This window comes from Microbacterium sp. NPDC089696, assembly GCF_044749125.1.
GTDB lineage: Bacteria > Actinomycetota > Actinomycetes > Actinomycetales > Microbacteriaceae > Microbacterium.
In genome coordinates this window covers 839,420-866,415 of the sequence record NZ_JBIVHF010000001.1, presented here as the reverse complement: position 1 = coordinate 866,415, position 26,996 = coordinate 839,420, and the positions used below count along the sequence as shown (strand labels likewise).

Genomic DNA, 26,996 nt, shown 5'->3' with positions numbered 1-26,996 from the left:
CTGATCGTCATGTCCTGGATACCGCGGCGCCGCGGCGCGAGAGTGGACGACGACACCGAGGAGCACACCATGGCACGCCGCACCATCGACATCGACATCCCCTCCCTCGCCGGTCGCCGCGCGATCGTGACCGGTGGGAGCGACGGCATCGGGCTGCGCATCGCCGCGCGACTCGCTCGCGCCGGGGCGGAGGTGATCCTGCCGGTCCGGAATCCTGCCAAGGGGGATGCCGCGGCGCAGTCGATCCGCGCCGAGGCTCCGGCTGCGGCCGTCCGCACGCTGCCCATGGACCTCTCGTCGCTCGACTCGATCGCCGCCTTCGGCGACGCGTTGAGCTCGGAGGGGGCGCCGGTGCATCTCCTGATCAACAACGCCGGGGTCATGACGCCGCCGGAGCGTCAGACCACCGCCGACGGGTTCGAGCTGCAGTTCGGCACCAACCACCTGGGGCACTTCGCCCTCGTCGGGCATCTGCTTCCGGTGCTGCGCGACGGACGCGCACGTGTCGTCTCCCAGGTCAGCGTCGCCGCGAACGAGCGGTCGATCCGCTGGGACGACCTGAACGCCGAGCGGTCCTACCGCGCGATGGACTCGTACAGCCAGTCGAAGATCGCGTTCGGCCTGTTCGGGCTCGAGCTGGACCGCCGCAGCGCCGCCCTCGGCTGGGGGATCACGAGCATGCTCTCGCATCCGGGCGTGGCACCCACGAGCCTGCTGGCCGCGCGACCCGAGCTCGGGCGTGCGCAGGACACGCTCGGTGTCCGGTTCATCCGCTGGGGGTCGGCCCGGGGACTGCTGTTCGGCACCCCGGACACCGCTGCGCTGCCGGCACTGTACGCCGCGACCTCTCCGGCATCGCGACGCGGCGGTTTCTACGGACCGGGGGGCCCGGGCCACCTCGGCGGCGCGCCGGCCGAGCAGCGCCTGTACTCGCGGCTGCGGAGCGAGCAGGAGGCGCATCGTGTGTGGGAGATCTCGGAGCAGCTCACCGGGGTCGTGTACCCGCGCGGCTGAGGCGCGGGGATCAGGCGTCGACGAGAGGTGCGGTCGAGACCGGCCGGCGCCTGCGGGTCACGCCCATCCGCTCGAGCCTGGTGACGAGACGGGCCGACAGGAACGCCCCCGCCCACGATGCGACGACGCGGGCGAGCAGTGTCGCGCCGACGATCGCGGGTCCGAGGTGGTCGAGCGACATCACGGGCAGCGATACCGCGAACAGCGCGGCTCCGACGACGGCACCCGCCACCAGGCTGTCGGTACGGGGCGACCAGACTCGACGCTCCGCGACGGCCATCGCCAGGTCGAACAACGTCCCGGCCGCCAGCAGGGGCACCGCGAGGAGCCAGCCGATCGCCGTGAACGGACCGCACACGAGGGCCGTGAGCCCTGCCGTGAGCGTCGCGCCCCACCGGATGCCGGTGAAGCGGCGCGCCGTGAAGATCAGGAGCGTCTGAAGGGAGGCGACGAGAGCGTATGCGGGCGGGAACCACGCGGCGACGTGCGGGGTGAAGGGCGCGAGGCCGATCACGATCACGCCCTGCACGGCGGCGAAGGCCGCGACCTGCAGGTACGCCGTGGTGGTGGATGCTCCGTGACGGGGAGAGGCCGCGTCCGCGGAGTGGGTCATGTACCGATATTACGGTTCGTCGCGGCCCGCCTCCGCACGCAGGAGGCCCCCGAGGTCATCGGGGGCCTCCTGTCGTCAGGACCGGTTCCGGGTCAGCCCTGATGCTGCCGACGGCGGCGCATCACCAGCAGCAGTCCGCCGGCGCCCAGCAGACCGACTGCGAGGACTGCCAGACCCCACGCGATCGTGCCGCCCGTGACCGCCAGGTCCGGGCCTTCGGTGTCGGCGACGTCGGCGATCCGCGCGGTCGACGGTGCGGACGCCACCACGGAGCCGTCCGGCGCGGTGCTGCGCGCGCTCGCGGTGTTCACCAGTGCGTCACCGGTCAGATCGGCCGCCACGACCGTGTAGGTGGCCGCGCACACCGTGACCTGCCCTGGGAGCAGCGACTCGATCGACGGGCAGTCGACCACGAGGTCGGACCCGTGACCCGAGAACGCGTCCTCGCTCACCGTCACGTCGCGTGCCGTCGTGTTGCCGGTGTTGGTGATCGTGAAGGTGTAGCCGACGAGCTGCCCGACCGCGCCGACCTTCGTCACATCGGTCGTCTTCGTCAGCGTGAGCGCCGGATTCGCGGGTGCCGGGAGAGCCGCCGTCGACGCCGGCGACACGGGTGCGTCCGTTCCGAGCGGGCCCAGACCGGTCGCGGTCGCGGTGTTCGAGAGCTCGCCGGCGTCCACGTCCTCCTGTGTCACCGAGTACTCGAGCACGCAGATCAGCTGCGCCTGCGGAGCGAGCGGGTCGTCGTTCTCGCAGGAGACCTCCCCCAGGGTGCCGGTCCCGGTGAAGTCGCCTTCGACGACCGCCGGGTCGGTGACCGTGACGTTGCCCGTGTTCGTGATCACGAACGAGTAGGTGATCACGTCCCCGGCGACGATGTCCTCGGGATCGGCGGCGTCCGCCGACTTCACGAGAGCCAGCGCGGGCTGCCGGTCCACGGTCACGAGTGCGACCGAGTCCGCGGACGACACCGGGGTGCTTCCGACGGATGCCGTCGCGACGGCCGTGTTCGAGATCTCACCGGCATCCACATCGGCCTGCGTCAGCACGTACGAGACCTCGCAATCGACCTCGTCGCCCGGCGCGAGCGTCAGGCCGCAGTCCGGGGCGATGAGCGCCCCGGTGCCGGTGAACGCCGTCTCGGCGATCTCGAGCCCGGTGAGCGTGACGTTGCCCGCGTTGACGACGTGGAACGAGTAGACGATCTCGGCGCCCGCCTCGTCGGCCTCGTCCGGGGTCGCGGTCTTCTCGAGCTCGAGCACCGGGGCCTGCACGGCCGCGATGGTCACGGTCGACGGCGTCGCGAGCACGGTCGCATCCGCCGGGGACTCGCCCGTGGCGGCACCCGTGTTGGCGATGCTGCCGCGATCGAGGTCGGCCTGTGTGACCACGTACGTGGCGGTGCACGTGATCTGCGCCGCGGGAGCCAGCTCGTCGGCGGGGCAGTCGATCGCGCTGATCGGTCCGCTTCCGGTGAACAGGCGCTCGGTGGCCGTCACTCCGGTGAGGGTCACGTTGCCCGTGTTGGCCACGAGGAAGGAGTACTCCACCTCGTCGCCGACCGCGGCGTACGACTCGGCGTCGGCGGTCTTCACCACCGAGAGACCCGGCGCGGCAGTGGCCGTGACGGTCGCGGTCGACTCGGACGACTCGACGTCCGCGTCCGCGGTGTCGAGCGCCGTGGCCTGCGCGGTGTTGTCGAAGCCGCCGTTGTCCATGTCGGCCTGCGTCACGGTGTAGTCCGCCGTGCAGAGCACCTGCTGACCGGGCGCGAGAGTCGTGGTCGAGCAGTCGGCGACCGGCGCGGCGCCGGTGCCCTCGAACCCGGTCTCGACGATCGCGACGTCGTGCACGGTGACGTTGCCGAGATTCCGCACCGCGAACGTGTAGGTCACGGTCTCTCCCGCGGCGTTCACGAACGACGTGCTCGCCGTCTTCGTGAGCGTGAGGTTCGAGGCCGCGATCTGCGGCGTGCGCACCGACGACTCCTCCGAGGCGACGGGTCCGGCCGGGCCGGTGCCGTTCGCGACGGCGGTGTTCGTCAGGGAGGCGGCGTCGACGTCGGCCTGGGTGAGCGTGTACGTCGCCGTGCAGGTGAACTGTGCAGCGGGTGCCAGCTCGTCGGTCGGGCAGTCGATCGCCGACAGCGGGTCGGAACCCGTGAAGGAGACCTCGTCGACACTGATGCCCGTCACCGGGACGTTGCCGGTGTTCGTCACGACGAACGAATACGTGATCAGCTGACCGGCGTTGTAGGCCGTTGCTCCCGAGGGCGTCGCGGACTTGACGAGGTCGAGCGCGGCGATCTGGTCGACGTCCACCGTGGCGGTGGAGGCCGCCGAGGTCACCGGTGCGTTCGCGGGCGTGACCGCGGACGCGGTCGCGGTGTTCGACACCGAGCCGGCGGTGAGGTCGGCCTGCGTCACCGGGTAGGTCGCGGTGCACTCCGCGGATGCCCCGGGGGCGAGTGCGCCCGTCGGGCAGGTGATCGCCGAGAGCGACCCTGACCCCGAGAACGCGGTCTCCGCGATCGACAGGGTGCGCAGGGTCACGTTGCCCGTGTTCGTCACCGTGAACGTGTAGTCGATCACGTCGCCCACGGAGTCCACGGTCGTCGGAGCGGCCTCCTTCGCCAGCGCGAGAGCGCCGTTCTGCGTGGCCGTGACCGTCACGATGCCGGTGCTGTTGCTGAGCGCGGGACCGGTCGGCGGCGTCGCGGTGGCGGTCGCCTGGTCGGACACCGAGCCGTGGTCGAGATCGGCCTGGGTCGTGGTGTACGACGCGGTGAAGGTCGCCGACTGGCCGGCCGCGAGCGTGGTGGACCCTCCCGAGCAGGCGGCCGCCGGAGTCGATCGCGCGACGCACACCGGTGTCGGTGCGACGCTGGACGCCGCCGAGTTCACGAGGGCGTCGGCGACGCGGACGTTCGTCAGCGCGACCGCCGTGTTGTTGGTCACGGTGAACGTGTAGTTCACGATCTGCCCCACGGCATCCACCGTGGTGCGGTCGGCGGTCTTCGTGATCGCCGGCTGCGCACTCTGCGCCTGCAGACCCGTCAGCGAGGACTCGGCTGCGGACATGAGGGTGTCACCTGCGGTGACGCTCGTGCCGATGCTGTTCCATGCCGTGCCGCCCGCTGCGGTCGCGGGGGTCGAGACCGCGTACGTGGCGGCGAAGGATGCCGCGGGCGCGATGCTCCCGGTGTAGACGAACTTCAGCGCGGTGACCGTCGCGAGCGAGGCGGGAGCGGTCGTGGACCAGTCGTTCACGCAGCCGGCGTTGGACGCGAGGACCTCCGGGCGGCAGGGGTTGAGCGCTCGGGAGTACGCGAGGGTCACGTTCGCCGGAAGAGCCGCGACGCTCGTGAGCGCGACGGCGTAGGCGGAGTTGCGCGGTGCGGTCGACGAGGCACGCGTGTCGCCGACACGGGGCAGCAGGTCGTACATCACCGGGTTCTTCAGCACGCTCTGGCCGTTGTTCTTGAAGGTGACCACGTACGTCGCCGCACCGCCGTCCGCGCTCACGTGACCGGTGCCGCCGCCGCCGATCGCGGTGGGATCGAGATTCCCCTGCACGGTCTTGTCGACCACGAAGGCCGCGGTGTCGTTCACGACGGTCCGGCTGCTCGACCACCCGCAGTAGTTGTTCGCGACGGGGCTGCCGTTGTCACGCAGTCCGGCGGTCCCGAAGGGCTGGAGGGGCGGGTTCGACACGATGGTCGTGCTCGTCACACCGGTGGCGGAGTAGCACTTGGAGATCGGGGTGCCGAGACCGATCGTGATGTCGGCGGTGTACGTGCCGACGCAACCGGCTTCATAGGTCAGCACGGCCAGGGCGGACGCGGTCCGCACCGTGTACAGTCCTTCGGACTGCACGACGCCCGCGGGGATGACCCAGCGCACGAGCGTGCGTCCGGTGCCGTTGTAGTCCTGGATCGTGGTCGGGGTCACGACCGGTGAGGTGTAGGACGGGAGTGCGGCACCGGTCGTGTTCGTCGGGGTGAAGAGGAACGCCGAGGTCGCCGGGGCGACGGAGGCCGTGCCCGCGGGTGCGAGGTAGTCGATGTACACCGCGCCCGCAGGGGCCGTGGCGAACTCGATGCGCGTCTGGGTGTTGCCGCTGACGAGCCACGTGTTCGCCACGCACATGCTCGGACCCGAGGTGGTCGCAAGGGCGGGGAGGACGATGTTCCCGCCGTTCGCCGGGGGCAGCTCGACCTGGAGGCGGGCTGCGGGCTGCGTCGGAGCGGAGATGGGCGTCGTGAGATCGCTGGAGAGGTAGGGCGTGACGCTCGCGCGGTTGGTGAGCACGGCGGGGGCCGGGACTCCTTCTGCGGCGTACCCGGCGACCTTGAGCCGTACCGTCACGCTCGGGCTGTTCGATCCCTGGGCGGCGACCGGCTGCGTGCGGATCTCGGCCACGGCGCGCGTCGTCGGGACGACCCAGCCCCTGTTGGCCGTGTACGGCACGGTCGCGGTGGTCCCGTCGGTGTAGACCAGCGTCAGCAGCTCGGCGGACGTGGGCGTCCACCCCGTCGTCGTGACGAGGGTGGGGATGAAACCGGGGTTCTGGCAGTACGTGCCGACGGCGTTCGATGTGAAGTTGTTGTTCGAGCCGTTGTCCAGGCACGGCATCGGGTCGGTGAAAGCGTATGAGAGTCCGGCGTTCGCGGTCTGCGTGGGCGACGTGTACGCCAGGATCTCGTAGGAGGCCGTGCTGCCGGATCCGTCCCAGTCGCCCGCGTACACGTAGGCCGGCGCGCGCGCTCCGCCGTCGGCTGCCGCGTACTGGCCGACGTTGCTGAGCGTGGAGGAGCTGACCGCGGCCTTCGAGCTGGCGGTGGTGACGTCGATCACGCGAGCGCAGGCCGGCGTCGTCGTGCCCGATCCTGCGACTCCGTCGAGGTAGGTCCAGGATGCCGAGTAGGAGTTGCAGACCTGCGTGCCGGCGGGACTGGGGACGCCGTTCGTCGCCGCCGTGCCGGTGACCACGATGCTGAACGTGTTCGCCGGGTTGCCGGACACGAGGCCGGCGCAGGAGCCGCCGGTCGGGTCGGAGTAGGTGAGCCGGCGCGTCGCCTCGTCGTACGCGACGGTTCCGGTGACGGCCCGGTTGATCGAGTGCGACTGGTACTCGAAGCCGGCCGGAAGGGTCGACGTCATGCTGATCGCCGACGTTCCGACGCTGCCCGTGCTGCCGCCGCACAGGAACTGCATCGTGTACGTGAAGGGCTGACCGACGATGACCGTCGCCTGCGCCTGGTTCGTGACGCTCGCGCTGCGGCTGGCCGTGACGGTGTAGGTGACCGGCGCGGCTGAGCTCGTGTCGGAGTTCGAGCTCGTGAGAGTCGCGGTGAGCGTCGCCACGGTGTTGTCCGCCAGTTTGTAGTTCGGCGGGGTGACCGGGAACGTGCACTGACGCGACCCGGTGGGGAGGGTGCTCGTGAAGCTGTAGACGACCTGACCGGCGCTCACGCTGCGCGTGAGGTCGGGGCACGTGCTCGTGCCGAACCACGAGCCCACGTCCGTGACGCCGGGGGTCCCGGTGACCGCGGTCGTGGGGATCGTCACCTTCGCATCGGTGCAGCCGCCGTCGGTGCTGCAGCTGATGCCGACCGTGAACGTCGTGGCCGCGCCCGATGCCGCGGTCACGGTGCCCGGGGTCAGGGTGATGCTCGTCTCCGCCGCCATCGCGGGGGTCGCCGTGAGCGTCGAGGCCGCGACGAGCAGAACGGCGAGCATCCCCACCCAGCCGGTGCGGCGACGGATGCCGTCGACGGACAGATCGCGTGCCGTGCGTCGCTGCCGCCGGACGCGGCTGATACCTGATGCGGCCACGGCCGTATCCCCTCTCGATGCTGCCTGGAGACGCGGATGCGCGGCCTCCCCCGGCGAAACACTATCGACGGCAGAACATCGGGATATCGGTTTTCACCCCGGGTTCACCCTGAGAGGTTTCGGCTCGATAACGAGGAGATTCTTCAGTTCAACGAGATGGCGCGTCCGCCGGCTCTCACTCTGCGATCACCCCGCGGCGTCCTCGACGGCCGCCGCCAGCAGGTGCAGCTCGATCGTGACGGCGATCGCGTCCTCGCGGCTCGACACCCCGAGCTTGCGGTAGATGCTGCGGATCTGCGACTTCACCGTGTTCGACGACACGACGAGCACGGCGGCGATCTCCGCGATCGACCCCGTGCGCTGCAGCTGTTCGAGCACCGCGAGCTCTCGGCGGCTGAGCAGACCGCCCGGCTCGACATCGCGCAGGAGCGAGCGTATCGGCACGTCCTCGACGACGTGCACGAAGCCGCCCTCTTCCAGTGCGGCCACGACGCGGTCGAGGTCGGACGGCGGCAGCAGAGCCAGAGCGAGACGCTGCCCCGAGCGGTCGAGCAGCGAGCCCAGTCGCTGTACCACTCCGTCGCGCCGCGGCGTCGGCGACAGACGGAGCAGCACGGCCGCGTCGATCGCCGCCGCCTCGGCCGTCTGCCTGGTCGACGGATGCAGGGCGTCGACCGCCCGCAATTCGCTCAGCGCCGTGCCGGTCTGGCCGAGGGAGAGGGCGATGCGCGCCCGCTCGATGTGGGCGGTGACGGCCTCGGGAGCATCCCGCGCCAGCACCGCGCTCGCGCCGTCGGGGTTGCCGAGGGCCAGCTGCAGCAGGCTGCGGATGCGCGCGAGTCGCGCGCGGGCGCGCTGCGACCCCTCTCCCCCACGCAGCGCGACCATGTCGTCGATCACGGCGAGACCCCGGCCGGGATGCCCCGCCATGATCTCGATGAGAGCCTGCGTCTCGACGATCGTCGTCCAGTGCTCGTTCGAATGCCGGCCGACCGTCATCGCCCAGAGCTGCTCGATCTGCTCTCGCGCCGCATCCGGATCGAAGCGCTCGAGCGCGACGATCGCCTCCGCCACCCGATAGAAGACGCCCGAGTACCCGTTTCGCTGCCGATCCGTCCACGGCCCGGAGCGGGCGTACTCGAGGTGCTCACGGGCGGTCGGAAGGTCTCCGCGCAGGGTGTGCACGCCGCACAGCAGGGCGAGAGGACTCATGCCGCTCGAGGGCGGGGTCGGCGACGCCTCGGCGAGTCCCAGTTCGGCCGCGTGCACCGCCTCATCGGGATGCCCTCCGTAGTGGAACGACATTCCGAGCACGGCGAAGATGCGCGGCAGTTCCGTGATCTCGGCACGGTCGTCGTCGTCGAGGGCATGCGCCAGCTCCATCGCGCCCCGAGCCGCGCTCACCGAGAGTCCCGTGCGCCCGAGCAGCCGCAACGCGGCGGACTCGGACGCGCGGATGAGGAAGCGGTCGGCGAGCCGCAGATCGGTGCTCCGCGACGAGCGCGCGGCTCGCACGGCCATCACGAAGTAGCGCAGCGCCCGCAGGCGCTGGAACCGCGTCTGGTTGAGCAGGATGCCGAACTCCATCGCGAGCAGGGGCTCACGGCGCATCGCGGCAGCGGGGACGCGGTCCAGAAGCGCATGCGTACGATCGCGCACTTCGGGCGTCACGAGCTCGAACCACCCCGCGCGCACCGCATCCGTGGCCGCCGCCCAGTCCTGGGCCGCGACGGCGCGGTCGAGAGCGTCGAGCGACGGAGCGCTCACGGGAACGGCGGGCGCATCGCTCATGAGGCCTCCACGGCAGCGATCGAGAGGGACGTCAGGACTCGCGCGATGCTCCCCGGCCCGCCTCCGACCTGCATCCGCAGTGCGGTGACGGCGGACAATCCACATCCTAGAGCCGTGCGGTGGTGTCTCCGCGCGCCCGTCGATTCCTTCCGGGTCGGCACGGAGCGCTCAGCGCACGGCGCCGGCCGTCAGCCCTCCGACGAGCCACCGCTGGAAGAACACCGCCGCGGCGAACACGGGGATGACGCCGAGGAACGACGCGGCGGCGATCTTTCCGAAGTGCGGCGTGCGGTCCCCGTAGAAGAGCGAGAGCGCGACCGGGAACGTCTGCGAGTCGACGCTCTGCGTGAGGAACGTCGCCAGGAGGAACTCGTTGTAGTTGAGGATCGCCACGATGATCCCGATCGCCACGAGACTCGGCAGCAGCAGCGGCACGACGACCGACCACAGCATCCGGACCGATCCCGCGCCGTCGATCCTCGCGGCCTCCTCGATCTCGACCGGCAGTCGGCGGATGAACCCCTCGAGCAGCCAGACCGCCACCGGCACGTTCACGAGCGCGTACACGAGCGTGAGCCCGACGAGCGTGTTGTTGAGGCCGACGACTCGGAGCAGGGTGAGCAGCGGGACGACCGCGACGATCGGCGGAAGCAGCCAGGGACTCATGAGGGTCGCCGACAGCGTGCGACCTCCCGTCCGGTGGCGCACGATCGCCCAGGCCCCAGGCACGGCGAGCGCCAGGGAGAGCACCGCCCCGCCGACGGCAGCCAGCATCGAGTTGAGGATCGAGCGCGGGATGTCGGTCGCGATGACGTCGCCCCAGTTCGACCAGTGCGGGTCGGCGCTCCAGAGCACGCCGGCGACCGTCTCGTCGCGCCCCATGAGCGACACGGAGAACAGGTACGCGAGCGGCACGAGCGTGACGGCGAGCGCGACGAGCAGCGCCGTGCTCGCGACGGGCCGGGCGCGGACGCGACGCTCACTCATGACGGGCCTTCCGGGCGAGGGCGGCCACCACGAGGGTCACCGCCGTGACGATGAGGGCGAAGACGATGGTGATGGCCGAGGCGCGGCCGATGTCGAACTCCTTCAACGCCACCTGCTGGATGAGGTAGGTCGTGGTGGTGGAGGACTGCCCCGGGCCGCCAGAGGTCATCACGAACACGAGGTCGAACACCTTGAGCGCGATCACGAGACGGATGAAGAACGCCGCGACCACGGTGCCGGCGATCGCGGGCCACGTGATGTGCCGGAACAGCCCGATCCCGTGCGCGCCGTCGAGGGCCGCGGCTTCGCGGACGGCCGGGTCCTGCGTGAGCAGCGCGGCGTAGACGAGGATCACGATGAGCGGCGTCCACTGCCACACGTCCGCCAGGCCGATCGCCGGGAGTGCCCACGCCGTCGTCGACAGCGGGGCGAGGGAGACTCCGGGCAGCAGCGTCGCCAGCAGCCCGCCGCCGGGGTTGAACACGAGCTTCCACAGCGTGCCGACCACGACGGGCGGCGTGATGAGCGGCAGGAGGAGCAGGGTCCGGACGACCGCGCCCGAGCGCGTCGCCCTCTCCAGAGCCGCCGCGATCGCCACACCGAGGATCGTGCTCGCGACCGCGACGCCGAGCGCGTAGAACACGGTGCGGGCGAACGACGCCACGACGTCGCCGTCGGCGAGCACGCTCTCGAGGTTCGCGGTGCCGACCCACTCCTGGAACGGGCGTCCGAGCGTCGAGTCCGTGAAGGCCGCCGTGAGGATGAACAGCAGCGGGTAGACCCCGAGCACGATGATCGACAGGATCGTCGGCACCGTGAAGACCCGCGCCGCCGGCGACGCGCGCCGACCCGCCCGTCGCGGCACGGAGCCGGACGGGCGGGCGAGGCGGATGCGCGCGGCTGAGGCGTCAGCCAAGGATGTCTTCCCATTCGGCTTGCACGCGGTCGAGAGTCTCCTGTGCCGTGCCGCCGTCTCCTGCGATGAGCTTGGCCAACTCGTCGGTGAGGATCTGCGCGGCCTGGGAGGCGTTCTCGCCGGTCGGCCAGGCGAGGGAGCCGCTCAGCGTCGTGCGGTTGACGCGCTGCAGATCCGGGTAGGTCTCGCCGTAGGCGGTGCTCTCGAGCGACGACTCGCGGTTCGGGTCGATGCCGGTCTGCGGGTCGGCGACGATGAGCTCGGAGTTCACGTCGCTCGACGCGGCGTACTCGATGAAGGCCTTGGCGAGGTCGGTCTTCTGGGTGTTCGCGGCGATGACCCAGGTGAAGCCCGCGACGAGCGATGCCCGCGCTTCGGTGTTGTCGCCGCCGACCGGCAGCGTCGTCACGCCCCACTTGCCCGCGACCTTCGAGTCGGGGTTGGTCTCGGACCCGACGCCGAGGTCGGTCCAGTTCTCGATGAAGCCGACCTTGCCGTCGTACCAGGCGCCGTTGCCGACGCCGAAGTCGGTCTCGGCCGGGGTCGGGAAGGCGTAGGGCACGGCATCCACCAGCGCCTGTGCGGCGGCGACCGCTTCGGGCGAGTTGATGGTGGGCTTCCCGTCCTCGTCCACGAACTCGCCGCCGAAGCCGGCGAGGCGGTTCGCGAAGGCCGCGCCGAGGATGAGCGGCGACTTCTGTCCGAAGATCGCCGAGCCGTAGACGCCCTGGTCGCCCTCGTTCTCGGTGATCGTCTTCACGTCGGCGAGGTACTCGTCCCACGTGGCGGGCGGCTCGGTGATGCCGTTCCGCTCGAGGATCTCGGTGTTGTAGAACAGCACGTGCGTGTCGCCGTCGAACGGCAGCCCGTAGCGGCGGTCGCCCACGAGCGTGTACGGGTCGTTGATCGAGGGGATGAAGTCGTCGGTCTCGAGAGAGGGGGTCTCGTCGATCCAGTCCGTGAGGTCCTGGATCGAGCCTCCCTCGGCGAGATCGCCGATCGACACGTACCAGGGCGCCGCGACGTCGAACGTGTTCGCGCCGGACTGCTGGTCGAGCGCGAGCGTCGAGCCGATCTCGTCGTACGGCACGATCGTGAGGTTCACCTCGGCGCCGGTCTCCTCCTCGAAGTGCTCCTTGAGCCAGTTCCCTGCCCCCTCGTGCGAGGTGATGAGGAGCGCGTTGAGCGTCTGACCCGAGAAGTCGCCGTCCTCGCCGGACGCTCCGGACTGCGGGGCCTGGGCCGCGCAGCCGGCGATGGCGATCGACGCCGCCGTCACACCGGCGGCGCCGAGCAGGATGCGGCGAACGCGGCGGCTCGGAAGAAGGGACATGGATGCTCCTCAGGAGTCGGGTGGGGAAGCGGATCGGCGCTCACGCTAGGAGCCGGATGCGCTCCGTCGCGCGCCACGCGTAACAGTTCGACGCACCGCGACCGAATGCGTCATCGACCCGGTGGCGCGGTGGCTCCGATGGCTAGGGTCGCCGCGAGTCCACCCGTCAGAGGAGCACCGTGCCCGACCGCATCATCCTGAACGCCTTCGACATGACGTGCGTCACGCACCAGGCCCCCGGGCTCTGGCGGCATCCCGACAACCAGGCGGATCGCTACCACGACCTCGACTACTGGGTCGATCTCGCGAAGACCCTCGAGCGCGGACGGTTCGACGCCGTCTTCATCGCCGATGTGCTGGGCACCTACGACGTGTACCGCGACTCGGCCGCAGCCGCGCTCGGCGACGCCGCGCAGGTGCCGCTGGGCGACCCGGTCGTGCAGATCTCGGCCATGGCCCACGCGACCGAGCACCTCGGCTTCGGCGTCACCGTCGCGACCACGTACGAGCAGCCCTACGCGCTCGCGCGCCGCTTCTCGACCCTCGATCATTTCACGCGCGGCCGCGTCGGCTGGAACGTCGTCACGAGCTACCTCGACTCCGCGGCCCGCAACCTCGGGCTCGACGCCCAGATCGGCCACGACGACCGCTACGAGATCGCCGAGGAGTTCCTCGACGTGACGTACAAGCTGTGGGAGGGGTCGTGGGAGGACGACGCCGTGCGGCGCGATCGTGAGTCCGGGGTCTTCACCGATCCGGCGCGCGTGCACCCGATCGGCCACGAGGGGCGGCACTACCGCGTCCCCGGCATCCATCTGGCAGAGCCGAGCCCGCAGCGCACCCCCGTGATGTTCCAGGCCGGAGCGTCGCCGCGCGGCCGCCAGTTCGCCGCGACGCACGGCGAGGCGATCTTCATCAACGGGCTGCGTCCGGAGATCACGCGTCCGCTCACGGACGACATCCGAGACCGTGCTGAAGCGCTCGGCCGCCCCCGCGACTCGGTGCGGATCCTCACGCTCGTCACGGTCGTCGTCGCGCCGACCGACGAGGAGGCGCAGGCCAAGCTCGACGACTACCGGCGCCACGTCTCGCTCGAGGGCGCGCTCGCGCTGTACGGCGGCTGGTCGGGACTCGATCTCTCCCAGTTCGATCCCGACGTGCCCCTCGAGTACGTCGACACGGATGCCGCGCGGTCCGCGCTCTCGATCTTCACGAAGGCGGATCCCGAGCGGAAGTGGACGCCGCGCGACATCGCCCACTACGTCGGGATCGGCGGCATCGGCCCCGTGATCGTGGGCAGCCCCGAGACCGTCGCCGACGAGCTGGAGCGCTGGGTCGAGGTCGGCGGTGTCGACGGCTTCAACATCGCCTATGTCGTGACCCCTGGATCCTTCGAGGACATCGTGGAGCATCTCATCCCGGAGCTCCAGCGCCGCGGGCGGGTCTGGGACGAATACCCCGAGGGGACGCTGCGGGGTCGCCTCACGGGCGACGGCTCCCCCGTGATCGCCGACTGGCATCCCGCCCACCGGTACCGCGGCGCCTACGTCGGCGGACCCAGCGCCCTCGACGGCACGCTCGGGGGCCCGCTGGCGGATTCCGACCCCGACGCCGAGCTCGACGCACTCACCGACATCACGACCGACATCACCGAGAAGGAGGGCGCCCGATGAGCGTCACCGCAGACACCACGACGCGCAGCCGCTGGAGCGGAACGGCCGACGCGGCGGAGCGCGCGCACTGGCGCGCCGTCGCCGAGCGCGTGGCCGAGGAGCTCGGCCGCGACGCGCTGCAGCGCGACCGGGCGAACCAGGATCCGACGACCGAGCTCGACCTGCTGCGGGACACCGGGCTCGTGAACCTCCTGCAGCCGGCCGAGCTCGGGGGCGGAGGCGCGCACTGGGAGACCGCCTTCCTCGTCATCCGCATCCTGTCGCGCACCGACGCGTCGATCGCGCAGGTGCTGGCGTACCACTACATCAACTCCGGCAACATCGGCTTCGCCGCGGATCCGTCCGTGCAGGACGACTGGCACCGCCGCACGATCCAGGGTCGCTGGGTCTGGGGTGACTCCGTGAATCCGACCGACCCCGACCTCGAGCTCACGGCGGACGGCGACGGGTACCGGCTCACCGGCCTCAAGCGCTTCTCGACCGGGGCGTCGGCGGGCGACGTCGTTCTGGCGGCCGCGGCGGTGCGCGGCGGAGACCTCGACGGCACGGCGCAGCTCGTCGTGCTCGACCACGACCGCGAGGGCATCCGCTACCTCGGCGACTGGGATGCACTCGGGCAGCGCCTCTCGGCGAGCGGATCCGTCCGGTTCGAGAACGTGCGGGTCGAGGCGTCCGACGTGCTCGGCGAACTCGGCGACGAGCCGTACTCGACGCTCATCACCCCGGGCATCCAGCTCGCGTTCGGCAACCTCTACCTCGGCATCGCGGAGGGCGCTCTCGCCCGAGGTCTCGACATCACCCGGGCGCGACCGCGCGCCTGGTTCCTCAGCCAGGCCGACTCCTACCGCAACGACCCGTTCGTGCAGCGCGTCGTCGGCGAGTTCGCGTCGCGCATCGCCGCCGTCGAAGCCCTGGCGGACCGCGCCGGCCGGTTCTTCGACGAGGTCGTCGACGAGGGCGGCACCCTGACCGCCGAGCACCGCGGCGAGCTGGCGATCGAGATCGCGAAGCTCAAGGTCGTGTCGACAGAGGTGGGCATCGAGGTCGCCGATCGCATCTTCGAGGTGACCGGCTCCAGCTCGGCGAAGTCGGACGTCGGCCTCGACCTGTTCTGGCGCAACGTGCGCACGCACACGCTGCACGATCCGGTCGACTACAAAAAGCTCGAGGTCGGCGCGTGGACGCTGAACGGCGAGCTGCAGCCGATCTCGCTATACACCTGAGAGGCGTCGACATGTCAGACACGCAGAAGGAACGCCTGGCCCTCGCGCGCGAGCGCCTGCGTCCGCTGTTCGCGGAGATCGGCGAGGGGACGGTCGCGCGCGAGCAGAGCCGCTCGCTGCCGTTCGCCGAGGTCGAGGCTCTGCGCGCCGCGGGCTTCGGTCGGCTCCGCCTCCCCGTGGAGCACGGCGGCGACGGCCTCGAGTGGCCGTCGTTCGCCGAGCTGCTGATCGAGCTCGCCGCCGCGGACTCCAACCTGCCGCAGATCTTCCGCGGGCACATCGCCTACGTCGAGCACGTGCTCGCCTCTCCCCCGGGTGACCGTCGTTCTCTCTGGCTGCGTCGTCTCGCGGACGGCGAGCTCGTCGGCAACGCCTGGTCGGAGAACGGCGCGGCCGCCGTAGGAACCAATGCCACCCGGGTGTCGCGCCGAGCCGACGGCACCTGGCGCGTCGACGGCCGCAAGTTCTACACGACGGGGAGCATCTTCGCGGAGTGGATCGACGCGACCGTCGACCTCGACGGCACGACCGTCACGGCACTGATCCGCCGGAGCCAGGACGGCGTCTCCGTGTCGGACGACTGGGACGGCTTCGGGCAGCCCCTCACCGGAACGGGTACGGCCGTGTTCGACGACGCCTCGGTCGAGGAGCACGACGTCGAGCCCTTCACGGCGCGCTTCCCGTTCCAGACCGCGGTGTACCAGCTCACGCTGTTGTCGGTGCTCGCCGGCATCGCCGCGGCCATCGAGCGCGACACCGCCGCGCAGGTGCGCGCGCGGACCCGCGCGTACAGCCACGGCAGCGCCGACCGCGTCGCCGACGACCCGCAGGTCCTGCAGATCGTCGGAGAGCTCACGGCGACCAGCGCGACCGCCCGGGCTCTCGTGCTCGACGTGGCACGCGAGGTGCAGCACGCGGCCGACTCCCTCGGCACGCCGGAGGCGCAGAATGCCGTCGTCGCGGCGGAACTGCGCTCGGCCCACGCCCAGATCGTGCTGACCGATCTCGTCCCCCGCGCCGCCTCGCGCCTGTTCGACACGCTCGGCGCCTCGGCGGTGCGCTCCGGCACCGCGCTCGACCGGCACTGGCGCAACGCCCGCACGGTGTCGTCGCACAACCCGTGGATCTTCAAGGCCCGCCAGCTCGGCGACCACGCCGTCAACGGCCGCACCCCCGACTTCGTGTGGGCGGTCGGGGCGGCGAAGCCGGAGCCGGTCCCCTCGACGTGACGCCCCGCCTCAGTTCGCGAGAGACAGGGATGCCGAGAAGGCCAGCAGCGCGGAGGCCGTGAAGTCGATCGCCGGTTCGACGGTCTGCCAGGCGCCGACCTCGTCGAGGTACCGCGAGCCCTGACCGTCGAAGTCGGTCCACTCCGCCCCTCCGGGTGGCGCGGCAGCGCACGGGACCATGTCGTCGAAGCCGTTGAGCTCCTCCAGCTGCTCGGCGGCGTTCGGGCCGTTCACGACGGCCCCGCGCAGGGCCCCGGCGTCCGCGAGGTTGGCGACCTGGTGCTCCGGGCACTGCGGGTACGTCGACCCGACGCCGATCATGAAGCTCGTGCCCCAGGGGTTCGCCCCGAACAGCCAGCCCCTCTGCCGGTCGGCGAACGCCCGATAGTCGTCGTCACCCGTCGCCCGCTCGTAATACGCTGCCGTGGCGACGAGGCCGAAGGCGAACGGAACCGCGTCGAACTCGGTCTGGCTCACTCCCGCGCCGAACGGGTCATCCGCGGCGAGCACTGCGGCATCGTCGAGCGGACGGCGCAGGTCCGCGATGAGGGAGTCCGGGTCCGGAGCGCCCGCCGCGAGGAGGTCGCTGTGCGCCACGGCGCTGACGTCGCCGACGCCGAGCGTTCCCTTCACGTCCGACGCGATGTAGGCCGCCGCCCAGTCGCCGGCATCCGTCGCCCAGGCTTCCGCTCGATCGTCCCCGAGGGCGCGGCCCGCGAGAGCGAGCTCCACCGCGGCGAGCTCGAGGTCGTCCTGCCAGGAGTCCTCGGGATAGAACTCAGCCGGCAGCGCCGTCGCATTCTGCGCGGGATCCCGATCGGCGAGGTCGTACACGCGCGCGGCCTTCGTCAACCATGCCCGCGCCGTCTCGGCGTCGCCGTCCACCGCGGCTCGCTGCGCGGCGAGCGCGAAGGCCGCGGAGACCCGGCCCGCGACGGACGGCGCGATCGGCTCCCCCGGTCCACCCGCGAGGAAAACGGGCCGGTGGGAGATGAACCAGTCGGGATCGTCGGACGACTCGGGGGCTGAGACGTCGTCCTCCTCCGGCAGCCGCCACACGTCATGGTCGGAGCGCACGGACTCGTTGCCGCTGCCGATCCCGACCTGCAGGGCGAGGGTCTCGGTCGCCGGATCCCACATGCGGTCGAGCCAGTCGAGACCGAATCCGATCTCCGCCGACAGGTCCTCCGACGAGACCGCACCCTCCCGGTCGGCGACCATCATCGTGATCGCGGCGTACGCGGTCGTACCGGTGAACTTCAGAAAGTCACCCGCATCGAACCACCCGCCGCTGACATCGCGGGGCGGATCCCCGGACGGGACCAGGTCGCCCACCAGCAGGGCGCCCCCGTCTTCGAACGTCGGGGTCTCGTACACGCTCGCCTCCGTGTCGAGCAGATGCGACGGGTTGCGGTCCATGACCGCGGGGTCCACGTCGGCGCCGTCGCGCTGCGCGCGGAAGAACTCGAGGGTCATGGACGCCGGAGGACCGAGCACGTTCTCCACAGCGTCGGCGGCGAACTCGGGGGATTCGCCGCGAACTCCCCCGGTGAGCTCGATCCGGTAGGTCCCCGGCTCGTCGATCTCGCCCAGGTCGATCGGACGCACTCCGTCGAAGCGGTCGTTCCAGGCACCTCGATCGTCGCCGAGATCGCCTTCCGCGACTGTGGCGCCGTCCTGGTCGACCACCCGGAATCCGGCGTCGCCGAGCGAGCCGGCATCGCCCATCGCGAACGCGACGTTCTCCGCGCCGAGCACGTACCCGTTCTGATCGACCCGCACGAGGGCGGAGGGAGTGTCCTGCGGTGCGGTGGTCGCCGAGCATCCGGCGAGCGCTGCGAGGAGCGCTGCCGTCGTCAACGCAGGGATCGCGCGGGAGTGACGTAAACGTGGTCGCATCGCCATACGACGATTCTCCCCCGGCGACCGCGCTCGGAAGGTCATCGGGGCGGCTGCGCCCGGCCGCGCATCACACGGCGGCGCGCCCCGAGAGGATCGCCTCCTCGTCGAGACCCTCGCCACCGCGGAAGCGCGCGGCGGGATGCGTGTCGGCGACGCGCGGGCCGACGCCGTGCACGCGCTCACGCAGCGTCTCCCCCGTTACGTAGGCGTCGCGCAGGCGACCTCGGCGACGCAGCTCGGGCACCGCGTACTCGATGAAGTCCCGGGCCGTGTCGTAGGAGTGGTACTGCACGAGGTTGATGCCGTCGATGTCGTGCTCGTCGAGCCACGACTCGATCTCGTCGGCGACCTCGGCGGGCGAGCCGACCGCCATGAACGGCTTGCGGTGGAACCCGGAGAAGGTGGCCAGGAACTCGGCGATCGTCTGCTCCTGCGGCAGGAACGCTGCCGTGAGGTCGTCGCCGCGCCCCTCCCGGCGCAGGGCTTCACCGACCGTGATGTCACCCGGGTGCGCGGTCGGGTCGAACGGCAGGCTCGCGTGGGCGAGCACCCCGTCGATGCTCGCGTACCGGTCGTACTCGGCGAGCTTGGCCTCGGCCTCCTCGCGGGTGGGGGCGACGATCACCGTCGCACCCACGACGAACTTGATGTCGTCGCGCGCCCGTCCCTGCCGCTCGAGCTCATCGCGGATCTTCGCGATCGTGCCGCTCACCTGCTCGAACGAGCGCCCGCCGGTGAAGATCAGCTCGGCGTGACGGCCGGCGAACTCGATGCCGCGCGACGACTGCGTGGCCTGGATGAGGAAAGGCGTGCGCTGTCGCGACGGCGACGACAGGTGGGGACCCGCCACGGAGTACCGCGGCCCGCGGTGGTTGATGTACCGGATCTTCTCGGGGTCGGCGTACACGCCGCCCTCGCGATCCTCGACGATCGCGTCGTCGTCCCACGAGCCCTCCCACAGTTTGTAGAGCACCTCGAGGTATTCGTCGGCGATCTCGTAGCGGGTGTCGTGGTCGACCTCGCCCTCGAGACCGAAATTGCGGGCGGCGTTCGGCAGGTACGAGGTGACGATGTTCCAGCCCACCCGCCCCTTCGTGAGGTGGTCGAGGGTCGACATCCGCCGCGCGAACGAGAACGGCGGCTCGTAGGTGGTGGAGAACGTGATGCCGAAGCCCAGGTGCTGCGTGACCGCTGCCATCGCCGGCACCACGAGCATGGGGTCGTTGCTGGGGATCTGCAGGCCCTCGCGGATCGCGGTCTCCGGTCCGCCGCGGAAGACGTCGTAGGCGCCGATCACGTCGGCGAGGAACACCGCGTCGAACCCGCCGGCCTCGAGCAGCTGCGCGAGCTCGGTCCAGTACTCGATGTCGGTGAACGCGGTGCGCCGGTTGCCGGGGAGCCGCCACAGGCCGTGCGTGATGTGGCTCACGCAGTTCATCTCGAAGAGGTTGAGGATCAGTCTCTTGGGATCCGTCATGGCTGGGGCTCCTTCCGCGGCACGGGCGCGCCATCGCCGATCCTCCCGTGCACCGCCGCCCTCGCGGCATCCGATGACGCTGCATGAGGCGGGATGACGCCGTGTGACGTCGCACTGCTCCCCGTGACGCGCGGCGTGTGAACCGTGCTCCTGCTCGGAAGGATCTCATCCCATGCGGCCACCGTGCGCCGCGAGACCTCCCGACGAAAGGCACCCGAGCCCCATGAACGCATCCAGGACCCGTCGAGCGCTGACGGCGACCGCCGCCGCGGCCGTCGTCGCCCTCGCGCTGTCCGCCTGCAGCGGCGGCGCCGTCGCGCAGCCGGCCGCCGACGCCGAGCGCGTCGACGGCGGCACGATCGTCTACGCGCACCAGCAGGAGCCTCAGTGCCTGTTCGGCGGCTGGATCGAGCAGGCGTACATCTCCTACCAGTTCCTCGACAACCTGTTCTCCCTCACCGAGGACGGCGAGGTCGTGCCGTGGCTCGCCGAGGACTGGGCCGTGAGCGATGACGGCCGCACCTACACGCTGACTCTCAAGGACGGCGTCGAGTTCACCGACGGCACCCCGGTGGATGCCGAGGCCGTGGCCTACAACTTCGATTACTGGGTCGCCGGCGGCAACAGCACCGCGGCCGTGTGGCTCGGCGGCTACTACGAGTCGGCCGAGGCGGTCGACGACCTCACCGTCGCGGTGCACCTGGCGCGTCCCTATGCGCGCTTCGTCGAGAATCTCACGCAGGGGTACTTCGGCATCCAGTCGCAGGAGGCGCTCGAGACCCGCACCGACGAGGAGAACTGCGAGCAGCCCATCGGCTCGGGGGCGTTCGTCGTCGAGAAGTGGAACCGCGGCGAGAACGTCATCCTCACGCGCAACGACGACTACACGTCGTGGCCCGAGAACGCGAAGCACACCGGTCCCGCATACGTCGAGAAGGTCGACTGGCGCTTCGTCGCCGACGGCGTCACGCGCGTGTCGGCACTGCGCTCGGGCGAGGCCGACGCGATCTACGACATCCCGGCGATCGAATGGGACGGACTCGAGGGCGAGCAGTACGACCTGCAGAAGTACGTGACGCCCGGGCGTCCGCAGCAGGTGTCGTTCAACACGACGCGCGAGCCGTTCTCGGACGAGAACCTCCGCAAGGCCTTCGTCTACAGCCTCGACCGCGAGAGCATCGTCGAGACAATCGGGCACGGCGTGATCCCCTACGAGGGCAACGGCGGCGTGAGCCGAGCGACGCCGGGGTACAGCGAGAAGGCGGCCGACTGGTACGCCTACGACGCCGACGAGGCGAACCGTCTGCTCGACGAGGCCGGCTGGACCGAGCGCGACGACGACGGATACCGCACCAAGGACGGCAAGACCCTCGAGGTCGTGTTCCCGTACAACGCGGGCACGATCATCAACGCCGACGGCGCGTCGATCTTCCAGGCCGTGCAGGAGCAGGCGAAGGCCACCGGATTCAAGGTCGACCTGATCCCGGTGCCGCCGTCCGAGACCTGGGCGGGGACCTACGCCGGGCGCGACGCCTACGACATCTCGGCGGGCTACTGGACGTCGGTGAACGCCGGCATCCTCTACATCAACTGGCGCCCGAGCACCGAGGACGATCCGAACTTCTCGAACAGCGCCTTCTACGACGATCCCGCACTCGAGGCGATCATCCTCGCCGCGAACTCCGAGTCGGACGTCGACGCGCAGAACGCGCTGTACGGGCAGGCCCAGGAGTACATCGCCGACCACGCGCTCGCCTTCGGTCTGTACGACCGGCTGAGCACGCTCGGTGTGAACCCGCGACTGCGCGACGTCTGGCAGGAGCACGCACAGGGAGGACCGACGTTCTATGACGCCTACTTCGTCGAGTGAGGCGCTCGCGGTAGACCGGATCGGCTCCGGTCGACCGGAGGCCTCGCGACGCACGCTCCGACGTCTGCGCCGGGTGGCGTCGAGCGTCGGCGGCGCGCTGGTGGTGCTGTGGGGTGCCGCCACGGCCGCATTCCTGGCGCAGACCGCGCTCCCGGGCGATCGGGCGACCGCGATCCTCAACATCCGCACGGGTCAGGCCCAGGAGCGCACCCCGGCCGAGCTCGCCCCGATCGTCGACGCCTACGGACTCGACCACCCGCTGCTCGTGCAGTACCTGAACTACATCGGCGGGCTGCTGCGCGGCGATCTCGGCACCTCGTATCAGCAGTTCCGTCCGGTGTGGGATCTGATCGGCGAGCAGCTCGGATCGACGCTCGTGCTCACGGTCACCGGCATCCTGCTCGCCTGGGTGCTCATGGTCCTGTGGGTGACGCTCACGGCCGGACGCGGGCCTCGCGTGCGGGCTCTCGGCTCGGCCGTCGACACCGTGACGTCCGCACTGCCGCCGTACTGGCTCGGCATCCTCCTGCTCCTGGTCTTCGCCCTCACGCTGCGCTGGTTCCCGGTCATGGGCGGCAGCGGCGTGAACGGCATCGTGCTCCCCGCTCTCACCCTCGCGATCCCGCTCGCCGGGTTCATGGGCCAGTCGGTGCGGGCCGAATACGAGCGCGCACTCGATCAGCCGTTCGTGCTCAGCGCACGGATGCGGGGCATGGGCGATCTCGGCATCCGCCTGCGTCACGTGCTGCGGCACGGGTCGATTCCCGCCGTCACCCTCACCGGCTGGGCGCTCGGTGCGACCGTCTCCGGGGCCGTGATCGTCGAGCAGATCTACTCGCGGCCGGGCATCGGCAAGACCCTCGTGGCGGCGGTCGGAGCGCAGGACCTCCCCGTCGTGACCGGCATCGTCGTGTTCGTCGCGGTCCTCTACGTCGTCGCCAACCTGCTGGTCGACGTCGTCTACACACTGATCGACCCGAGGTTGAGGACGTCATGACCATCGCATCCGCCCCGTCCCTCGCCCCTGCTCCCGCGCAGCCGCGCGCTCGTCGCCGCGTACGGGTGAGCTGGTCGCTGGCCGTCTCGATCGTGCTCGCGGTGCTCTTCGCGATCGCCGCCGTCGCGCCGACCGTGCTGGCGACGCACAGTCCCACGGCGCAGGGCTTCGCCGACGCTCTGCAGGGGCCGTCGCTCGCCCACTGGTTCGGCACCGACGAGGCCGGGCGCGACCTGTACAGCCGCGTCGTGCACGGCACCAGGGAGTCCCTGCTCATCGGCATCGGCGCGGCCGGGATCGCCCTCGTCGCGGCGCTCGTGCTCGGCTCCCTCGCGGCGCTCGGCGACCGCGTGACGGCGACGATCGTGAACCGCGCGATCGAGGTCGTCTTCGCATTCCCGAACCTGCTGCTGGCCCTGCTGCTCGTCTCGATCCTCGGTCCGTCGCCGTGGACGCAGGTCGTCGCCGTCGGGGTGAGCACCGCGCCGGGGTACGCCCGGATGGTGCGCGGCCAGATCCTCTCGGCCAAGGACGCGGGGTACGTCGAGGCCGCCCGCGCGCTGGGCCACGGATGGTGGCGCATCCTCGGACGCCACATCCTGCCGAATGCGATCCGCCCCCTCGTCGCCGTGTTCACGATGGCGATCGGGCAGTCCATCGTCTGGGCCTCCGGGCTCTCGTTCCTCGGACTCGGCGTCGCGCCGCCCTCGTCGGAGTGGGGTGCGCTGCTGGATGCCGGACGCGTGAACATCCTGCAGGCGCCGTGGCTCACCTTCATCCCCGGCCTCGTCATCCTCGTGCTCGCGCTGACGGCCACGACGATCGGCAAGAGCATCCAGAACAGTCTCGAGAAGGGACGCTGACATGAGCGTCGCAGAACTGACCGCACCGTCTTCACCTCCGACCGGCTCCGATGAGCCGCGACTGACCGTGCGCGACCTGAACGTCGGCTTCGCGCGTGACGGCGAGACCCGCCGCGTCGTCCGCGACGTGTCGTTCACGCTCGCCGCCGGCCGCTGCGTCGCGATCGTCGGCGAGTCCGGATCGGGCAAGAGCGTCACGGCACGCACGCTCGCAGGGCTCACCGGTCAGGGCGCGGTCGTGGATGCCGAAGAGATCTCGCTCCACGGCGTCGACCTCACCGCGCAGACCGACCGCTCGTGGCGCCGCATCCGCGGACGGCGCATCGGCTTCATCCAGCAGGACGCCCTCGTGTCGCTCGACCCGCTGCGCCCCGTCGGGAAGGAGATCGAGGAGGCACTGCGGCTGCACGGCTGGCGCGACCGCACGGCACGGCGCCGGAAGGCGGTCGAGCTGCTCGCGAGCGTCGACGTGCCGCAGCCCGGGCTCCGCGCCCGGCAGCGACCGGGCGAGCTGTCTGGTGGCCTGCGCCAGCGTGCGCTCATCGCCTCGGCGATCGCCCTCGACCCCGAGGTGATCATCGCCGACGAGCCCACCACCGCGCTCGACGTCACGGTGCAGGCGCAGGTGCTGTCGTTGCTGGAGGACGCGAAGGTCCGCGGGGCGTCGATCATCCTCATCAGCCACGACCTGTCGGTGGTGGCGCAGCTCGCCGACGACATCCTCGTGATGCGCGGGGGCGAGGTCGTCGAGCAGGGATCCGCGGCGCAGGTGCTCCGCGATCCGCAGCATCCGTACACGCAGAGTCTCGTCGACGCCGTGCCGAGCGGGCACACCCGCGGCGAGCGCCTCGCTCCGCAGGAGAGCACGGTGCCGAACCTGCACCTCGCCCGGGAGAGCTCCGGAGAGCGCGGCGAACCCGTGCTCGAGGCTCGCGACCTCGTGAAGCGCTTCGTCTCTCCCGACGGGCGCCACAGCACCGCGGTGGACCACGTGTCGTTCACGCTGCACCGCGGCGAGACGCTCGGCATCGTCGGGGAGTCCGGGTCGGGCAAGAGCACGACCGCCCGCATCGCCCTCGCGCTGGAGCACGCCGACGAGGGCGAGGTGCGACTGCTGGGCCAGCCCTGGTCCGACGTCTCCGAGGCCAAGCGCCGCCCGCTGCGTCGCCGCATCGGCGTCGTCTACCAGGACCCGCTGAGCTCGTTCGACCCGCGCTGGAACACCGAGCGGATCCTGCTCGATGCGATCCCCGCCGATGCCGGGCTCACGAAGAGGGAGCGCGAGCAGCGCGTCGTCGACCTCCTCGCGCAGGTCGCGCTGCCCGCCTCCGTGCGCGAGCGCTTCCCGCTGCGGCTCTCGGGAGGACAGCGGCAGCGCATCGCGATCGCCCGGGCCCTCGCCACCTCTCCCGAGATCCTCGTGCTCGACGAGGCCGTGTCGGCGCTCGACGTGTCGGTGCAGGCGCAGGTGCTCGACCTGCTCGTCGACCTGCAGGACGAATACGGCCTCAGTTACCTCTTCATCTCGCACGACCTCGGCGTGATCCACCACCTCAGCGACCGCGTGCTCGTCATGAAGGACGGCGTCGTCGTCGAAGAGGGCGACGCCGAGCGGATCTTCCGCGACCCCGAGCACCCGTACACGCAGGAGCTGCTGCAGTCGCTGCCGAGGCTCGACGTCGGCGCGGGAGGCGAGGCCGGGGCGCAGCGCTGAGTACGGGTCGGAACATCCGTGCGCACCACCGCGTTCCGGGTCACATGAGCATGAGCGAACGAGCACCCCAGGCACTGACCGAGAAGATCGCGATCATCACGGGCGGTGGAAAGGGGATCGGACGCGGGATCGTCGATCGGTTCCTGGCCGCGGGGGCGCGTGTCGCCATCGCACAGCGCTCGCCGCTGGACGACCACCTGGCCGCGCACGACGACGTGCTCGCGATCGCCGCCGACCTCGCCGACCCGGACGTGCTGCCCGAGGTGGTGGCCCGCACGGTCGAGCGATTCGGCGGACTCGACGTCGTCGTCAACAACGCCGGCATCATGTTCGAGCGCGACCTCGACGACCTGACCCTCGATGACTGGCAGCGCATGATGGCGTTGAACGTCACGACCCCGGTTTTCCTCGCGAAGGCCGCACTTCCTCATCTCCGCGCGCGCGGAGGGGGCGCGATCGTCAACATCGGCTCGACCGAGGGCCTCTTCTCCAATCCGGGCCACATCGCGTACTCCGCCTCCAAGGGCGCGATCCACGGACTCACGCGCGCGATGGCCGTGGACCTCGGGGCGGACGGCATTCGCATCAACGCGATCGCCCCCGGATGGATCTCCTCCGACCTCAGCGACACCTATCTCGAGTCGTTCGGCGACGTCGAAACTGCGAACGCCCGTCTTCTGAACCTGCATCCTGCGGGACGCATCGGCCGACCGACCGACGTCGGAGACCTCGCGGTGTTCCTGGCCGGGGACGGCGCGGGGTTCCTGACGGGCGAGACCATCGTGCTCGACGGCGGCCGCACAGTGAAGCTCTCCTCTCCGGCGTAGGCGGGACCGTTCTCGATCCCGCGCCATCCGAACCGTGAGAGCGCTCGCGTCATCCGTGACCAATCAACGATGAAGTAGTCCGTGATCAAACCGTTGCATTCGTTACCTCGCCGTTATAGAGTGATCGCACGGTGAATGTTTGCTGTGGCATCCACCTCATGTGATTGCAGGACAACTCTTGGTGCAAGGGACAAGGGCCGGTCGGGAGCCTCTCCGACCGGCCCTTACTTGTTGCCGTACTCTTTTCCCATGACCGATCGCAAGCTCGCCCTCGAGGCCTGGGAGAGCCTGTTCCGCGCGCAGCACGAGCTGTTCACCGAGATGAACACCGACTTCGATCACTCCGACCTCGGACAGGCCGAGTACGACGTGCTCCTCACGGTCACCCGCTCCCCCGACATGTCGGCCCGTCTGCGCGACGTCACGGCCAACATGCTCATCAGTCAGCCGAGCGTCTCGCGCCTCGTCGACCGCATGGTCACCCGCGGCCTCGTGTCGAAGTGCCCCGACCCCGACGACGGACGCGGTGCGCTGATCCGGGCGACGGATGCCGGGGCGCGGGCGTTCCGCAGCGTCGCGACCGTGCACGGCCGTTCGATCGCCGCACGGATGTCGCGCCTCGACGACGAGGAGCTGCGCACGCTGCGCGATCTCGCGCAGAAGCTCCGCGACCGCTGACGCGACCGCATCCCGGTCTCCCGCATCCCCGCCTCGCCGCCCCGCTGCCCCG

At 70.6% G+C, this 26,996-nt stretch carries 18 protein-coding genes; 10 read left to right on the top strand and 8 right to left on the bottom strand.

Annotation, left to right across the window (positions count from 1 at the left end):
* The first annotated feature begins 69 nt into the window (after positions 1-69).
* Positions 70-1,014 (top strand): SDR family oxidoreductase, encoded by a 945-nt coding sequence (locus tag ACIPY8_RS04070; protein WP_400815236.1) that lies wholly within the window; start codon positions 70-72, stop codon positions 1,012-1,014.
* A gap of 10 nt (positions 1,015-1,024) precedes the next feature.
* Here the strand turns inward: ACIPY8_RS04070 and ACIPY8_RS04065 are convergent, their stop codons facing one another.
* The 6 genes from ACIPY8_RS04065 to ACIPY8_RS04040 all read right to left on the bottom strand — a co-directional run bounded on the left by ACIPY8_RS04065 (position 1,025) and on the right by ACIPY8_RS04040 (position 12,491).
* Positions 1,025-1,627: a hypothetical protein gene (locus ACIPY8_RS04065; protein WP_400815233.1), complete on the bottom strand. Its 603-nt coding sequence runs from the start codon at positions 1,625-1,627 to the stop codon at positions 1,025-1,027.
* Between the two features lie 92 nt (positions 1,628-1,719).
* On the bottom strand, positions 1,720-7,464 hold the full coding sequence (locus ACIPY8_RS04060) for a beta strand repeat-containing protein (protein WP_400815231.1): 5,745 nt from the start codon (positions 7,462-7,464) through the stop codon (positions 1,720-1,722).
* 186 nt (positions 7,465-7,650) lie between these two features.
* Positions 7,651-9,255 carry a LuxR C-terminal-related transcriptional regulator gene (locus ACIPY8_RS04055; protein WP_400815229.1) on the bottom strand — a complete coding sequence of 535 codons (1,605 nt, stop codon included), beginning with the start codon at positions 9,253-9,255 and terminating at the stop codon, positions 7,651-7,653.
* Between the two features lie 168 nt (positions 9,256-9,423).
* Entirely contained in the window at positions 9,424-10,242 is an 819-nt protein-coding gene (locus ACIPY8_RS04050; RefSeq protein WP_400815227.1) for a carbohydrate ABC transporter permease, read from the bottom strand.
* The gene (locus ACIPY8_RS04045; RefSeq protein WP_400815225.1) at positions 10,235-11,158 is read right to left on the bottom strand and encodes a carbohydrate ABC transporter permease; all 924 of its coding nucleotides are present in this window, start codon (positions 11,156-11,158) and stop codon (positions 10,235-10,237) included. Before ACIPY8_RS04045 ends, ACIPY8_RS04050 begins: the two co-directional genes overlap by 8 nt.
* Positions 11,151-12,491, bottom strand: a complete 1,341-nt coding sequence (locus ACIPY8_RS04040) for an ABC transporter substrate-binding protein (protein WP_400815223.1) — start codon at positions 12,489-12,491, stop codon at positions 11,151-11,153. The genes ACIPY8_RS04045 and ACIPY8_RS04040 overlap by 8 nt, the downstream gene beginning before the upstream one ends.
* A 179-nt stretch (positions 12,492-12,670) precedes the next feature.
* On the opposite strand from ACIPY8_RS04040, the gene ACIPY8_RS04035 reads away from it, so the two are divergent.
* The 3 genes from ACIPY8_RS04035 to ACIPY8_RS04025 are packed head-to-tail and all read left to right on the top strand — an operon-like array spanning position 12,671 to position 16,616.
* Positions 12,671-14,164: an LLM class flavin-dependent oxidoreductase gene (locus ACIPY8_RS04035; protein ID WP_400815221.1), complete on the top strand. Its 1,494-nt coding sequence runs from the start codon at positions 12,671-12,673 to the stop codon at positions 14,162-14,164.
* Complete coding sequence (locus tag ACIPY8_RS04030) at positions 14,161-15,387, top strand: acyl-CoA dehydrogenase family protein (RefSeq protein WP_400815219.1); 1,227 nt, start codon at positions 14,161-14,163, stop codon at positions 15,385-15,387. The genes ACIPY8_RS04035 and ACIPY8_RS04030 overlap by 4 nt, the downstream gene beginning before the upstream one ends.
* An 11-nt stretch (positions 15,388-15,398) precedes the next feature.
* The gene (locus ACIPY8_RS04025) at positions 15,399-16,616 is read left to right on the top strand and encodes an acyl-CoA dehydrogenase family protein (RefSeq protein ID WP_400815218.1); all 1,218 of its coding nucleotides are present in this window, start codon (positions 15,399-15,401) and stop codon (positions 16,614-16,616) included.
* Positions 16,617-16,625: 9 nt separating this feature from the next.
* On the opposite strand, the gene ACIPY8_RS04020 is transcribed toward ACIPY8_RS04025, so the two are convergent.
* Positions 16,626-18,521 (bottom strand): glycoside hydrolase family 9 protein, encoded by a 1,896-nt coding sequence (locus ACIPY8_RS04020; RefSeq protein WP_400815217.1) that lies wholly within the window; start codon positions 18,519-18,521, stop codon positions 16,626-16,628.
* 64 nt (positions 18,522-18,585) lie between these two features.
* Positions 18,586-19,995 (bottom strand): LLM class flavin-dependent oxidoreductase, encoded by a 1,410-nt coding sequence (locus ACIPY8_RS04015; protein ID WP_400815216.1) that lies wholly within the window; start codon positions 19,993-19,995, stop codon positions 18,586-18,588.
* A 223-nt stretch (positions 19,996-20,218) separates the two neighbouring features.
* Here ACIPY8_RS04015 and ACIPY8_RS04010 point away from each other — a divergent pair, with 223 nt between their 5' ends.
* The 6 genes from ACIPY8_RS04010 (at position 20,219) to ACIPY8_RS03985 (ending at position 26,944) form a co-directional block, all read left to right on the top strand.
* Positions 20,219-21,865 carry an ABC transporter substrate-binding protein gene (locus tag ACIPY8_RS04010; RefSeq protein ID WP_400815213.1) on the top strand — a complete coding sequence of 549 codons (1,647 nt, stop codon included), beginning with the start codon at positions 20,219-20,221 and terminating at the stop codon, positions 21,863-21,865.
* Positions 21,843-22,862 carry an ABC transporter permease gene (locus tag ACIPY8_RS04005; protein ID WP_400815211.1) on the top strand — a complete coding sequence of 340 codons (1,020 nt, stop codon included), beginning with the start codon at positions 21,843-21,845 and terminating at the stop codon, positions 22,860-22,862. Before ACIPY8_RS04010 ends, ACIPY8_RS04005 begins: the two co-directional genes overlap by 23 nt.
* Entirely contained in the window at positions 22,859-23,725 is an 867-nt protein-coding gene (locus tag ACIPY8_RS04000; protein ID WP_400815209.1) for an ABC transporter permease, read from the top strand. Before ACIPY8_RS04005 ends, ACIPY8_RS04000 begins: the two co-directional genes overlap by 4 nt.
* 1 nt (position 23,726) lies before the next feature.
* Positions 23,727-25,439, top strand: a complete 1,713-nt coding sequence (locus ACIPY8_RS03995) for a dipeptide ABC transporter ATP-binding protein (RefSeq protein ID WP_400815207.1) — start codon at positions 23,727-23,729, stop codon at positions 25,437-25,439.
* Positions 25,440-25,489: 50 nt separating this feature from the next.
* Positions 25,490-26,266 carry an SDR family NAD(P)-dependent oxidoreductase gene (locus ACIPY8_RS03990; RefSeq protein ID WP_400815204.1) on the top strand — a complete coding sequence of 259 codons (777 nt, stop codon included), beginning with the start codon at positions 25,490-25,492 and terminating at the stop codon, positions 26,264-26,266.
* Positions 26,267-26,515: 249 nt separating this feature from the next.
* Complete coding sequence (locus ACIPY8_RS03985) at positions 26,516-26,944, top strand: MarR family winged helix-turn-helix transcriptional regulator (RefSeq protein ID WP_400815202.1); 429 nt, start codon at positions 26,516-26,518, stop codon at positions 26,942-26,944.
* Positions 26,945-26,996 lie beyond the last annotated feature (52 nt).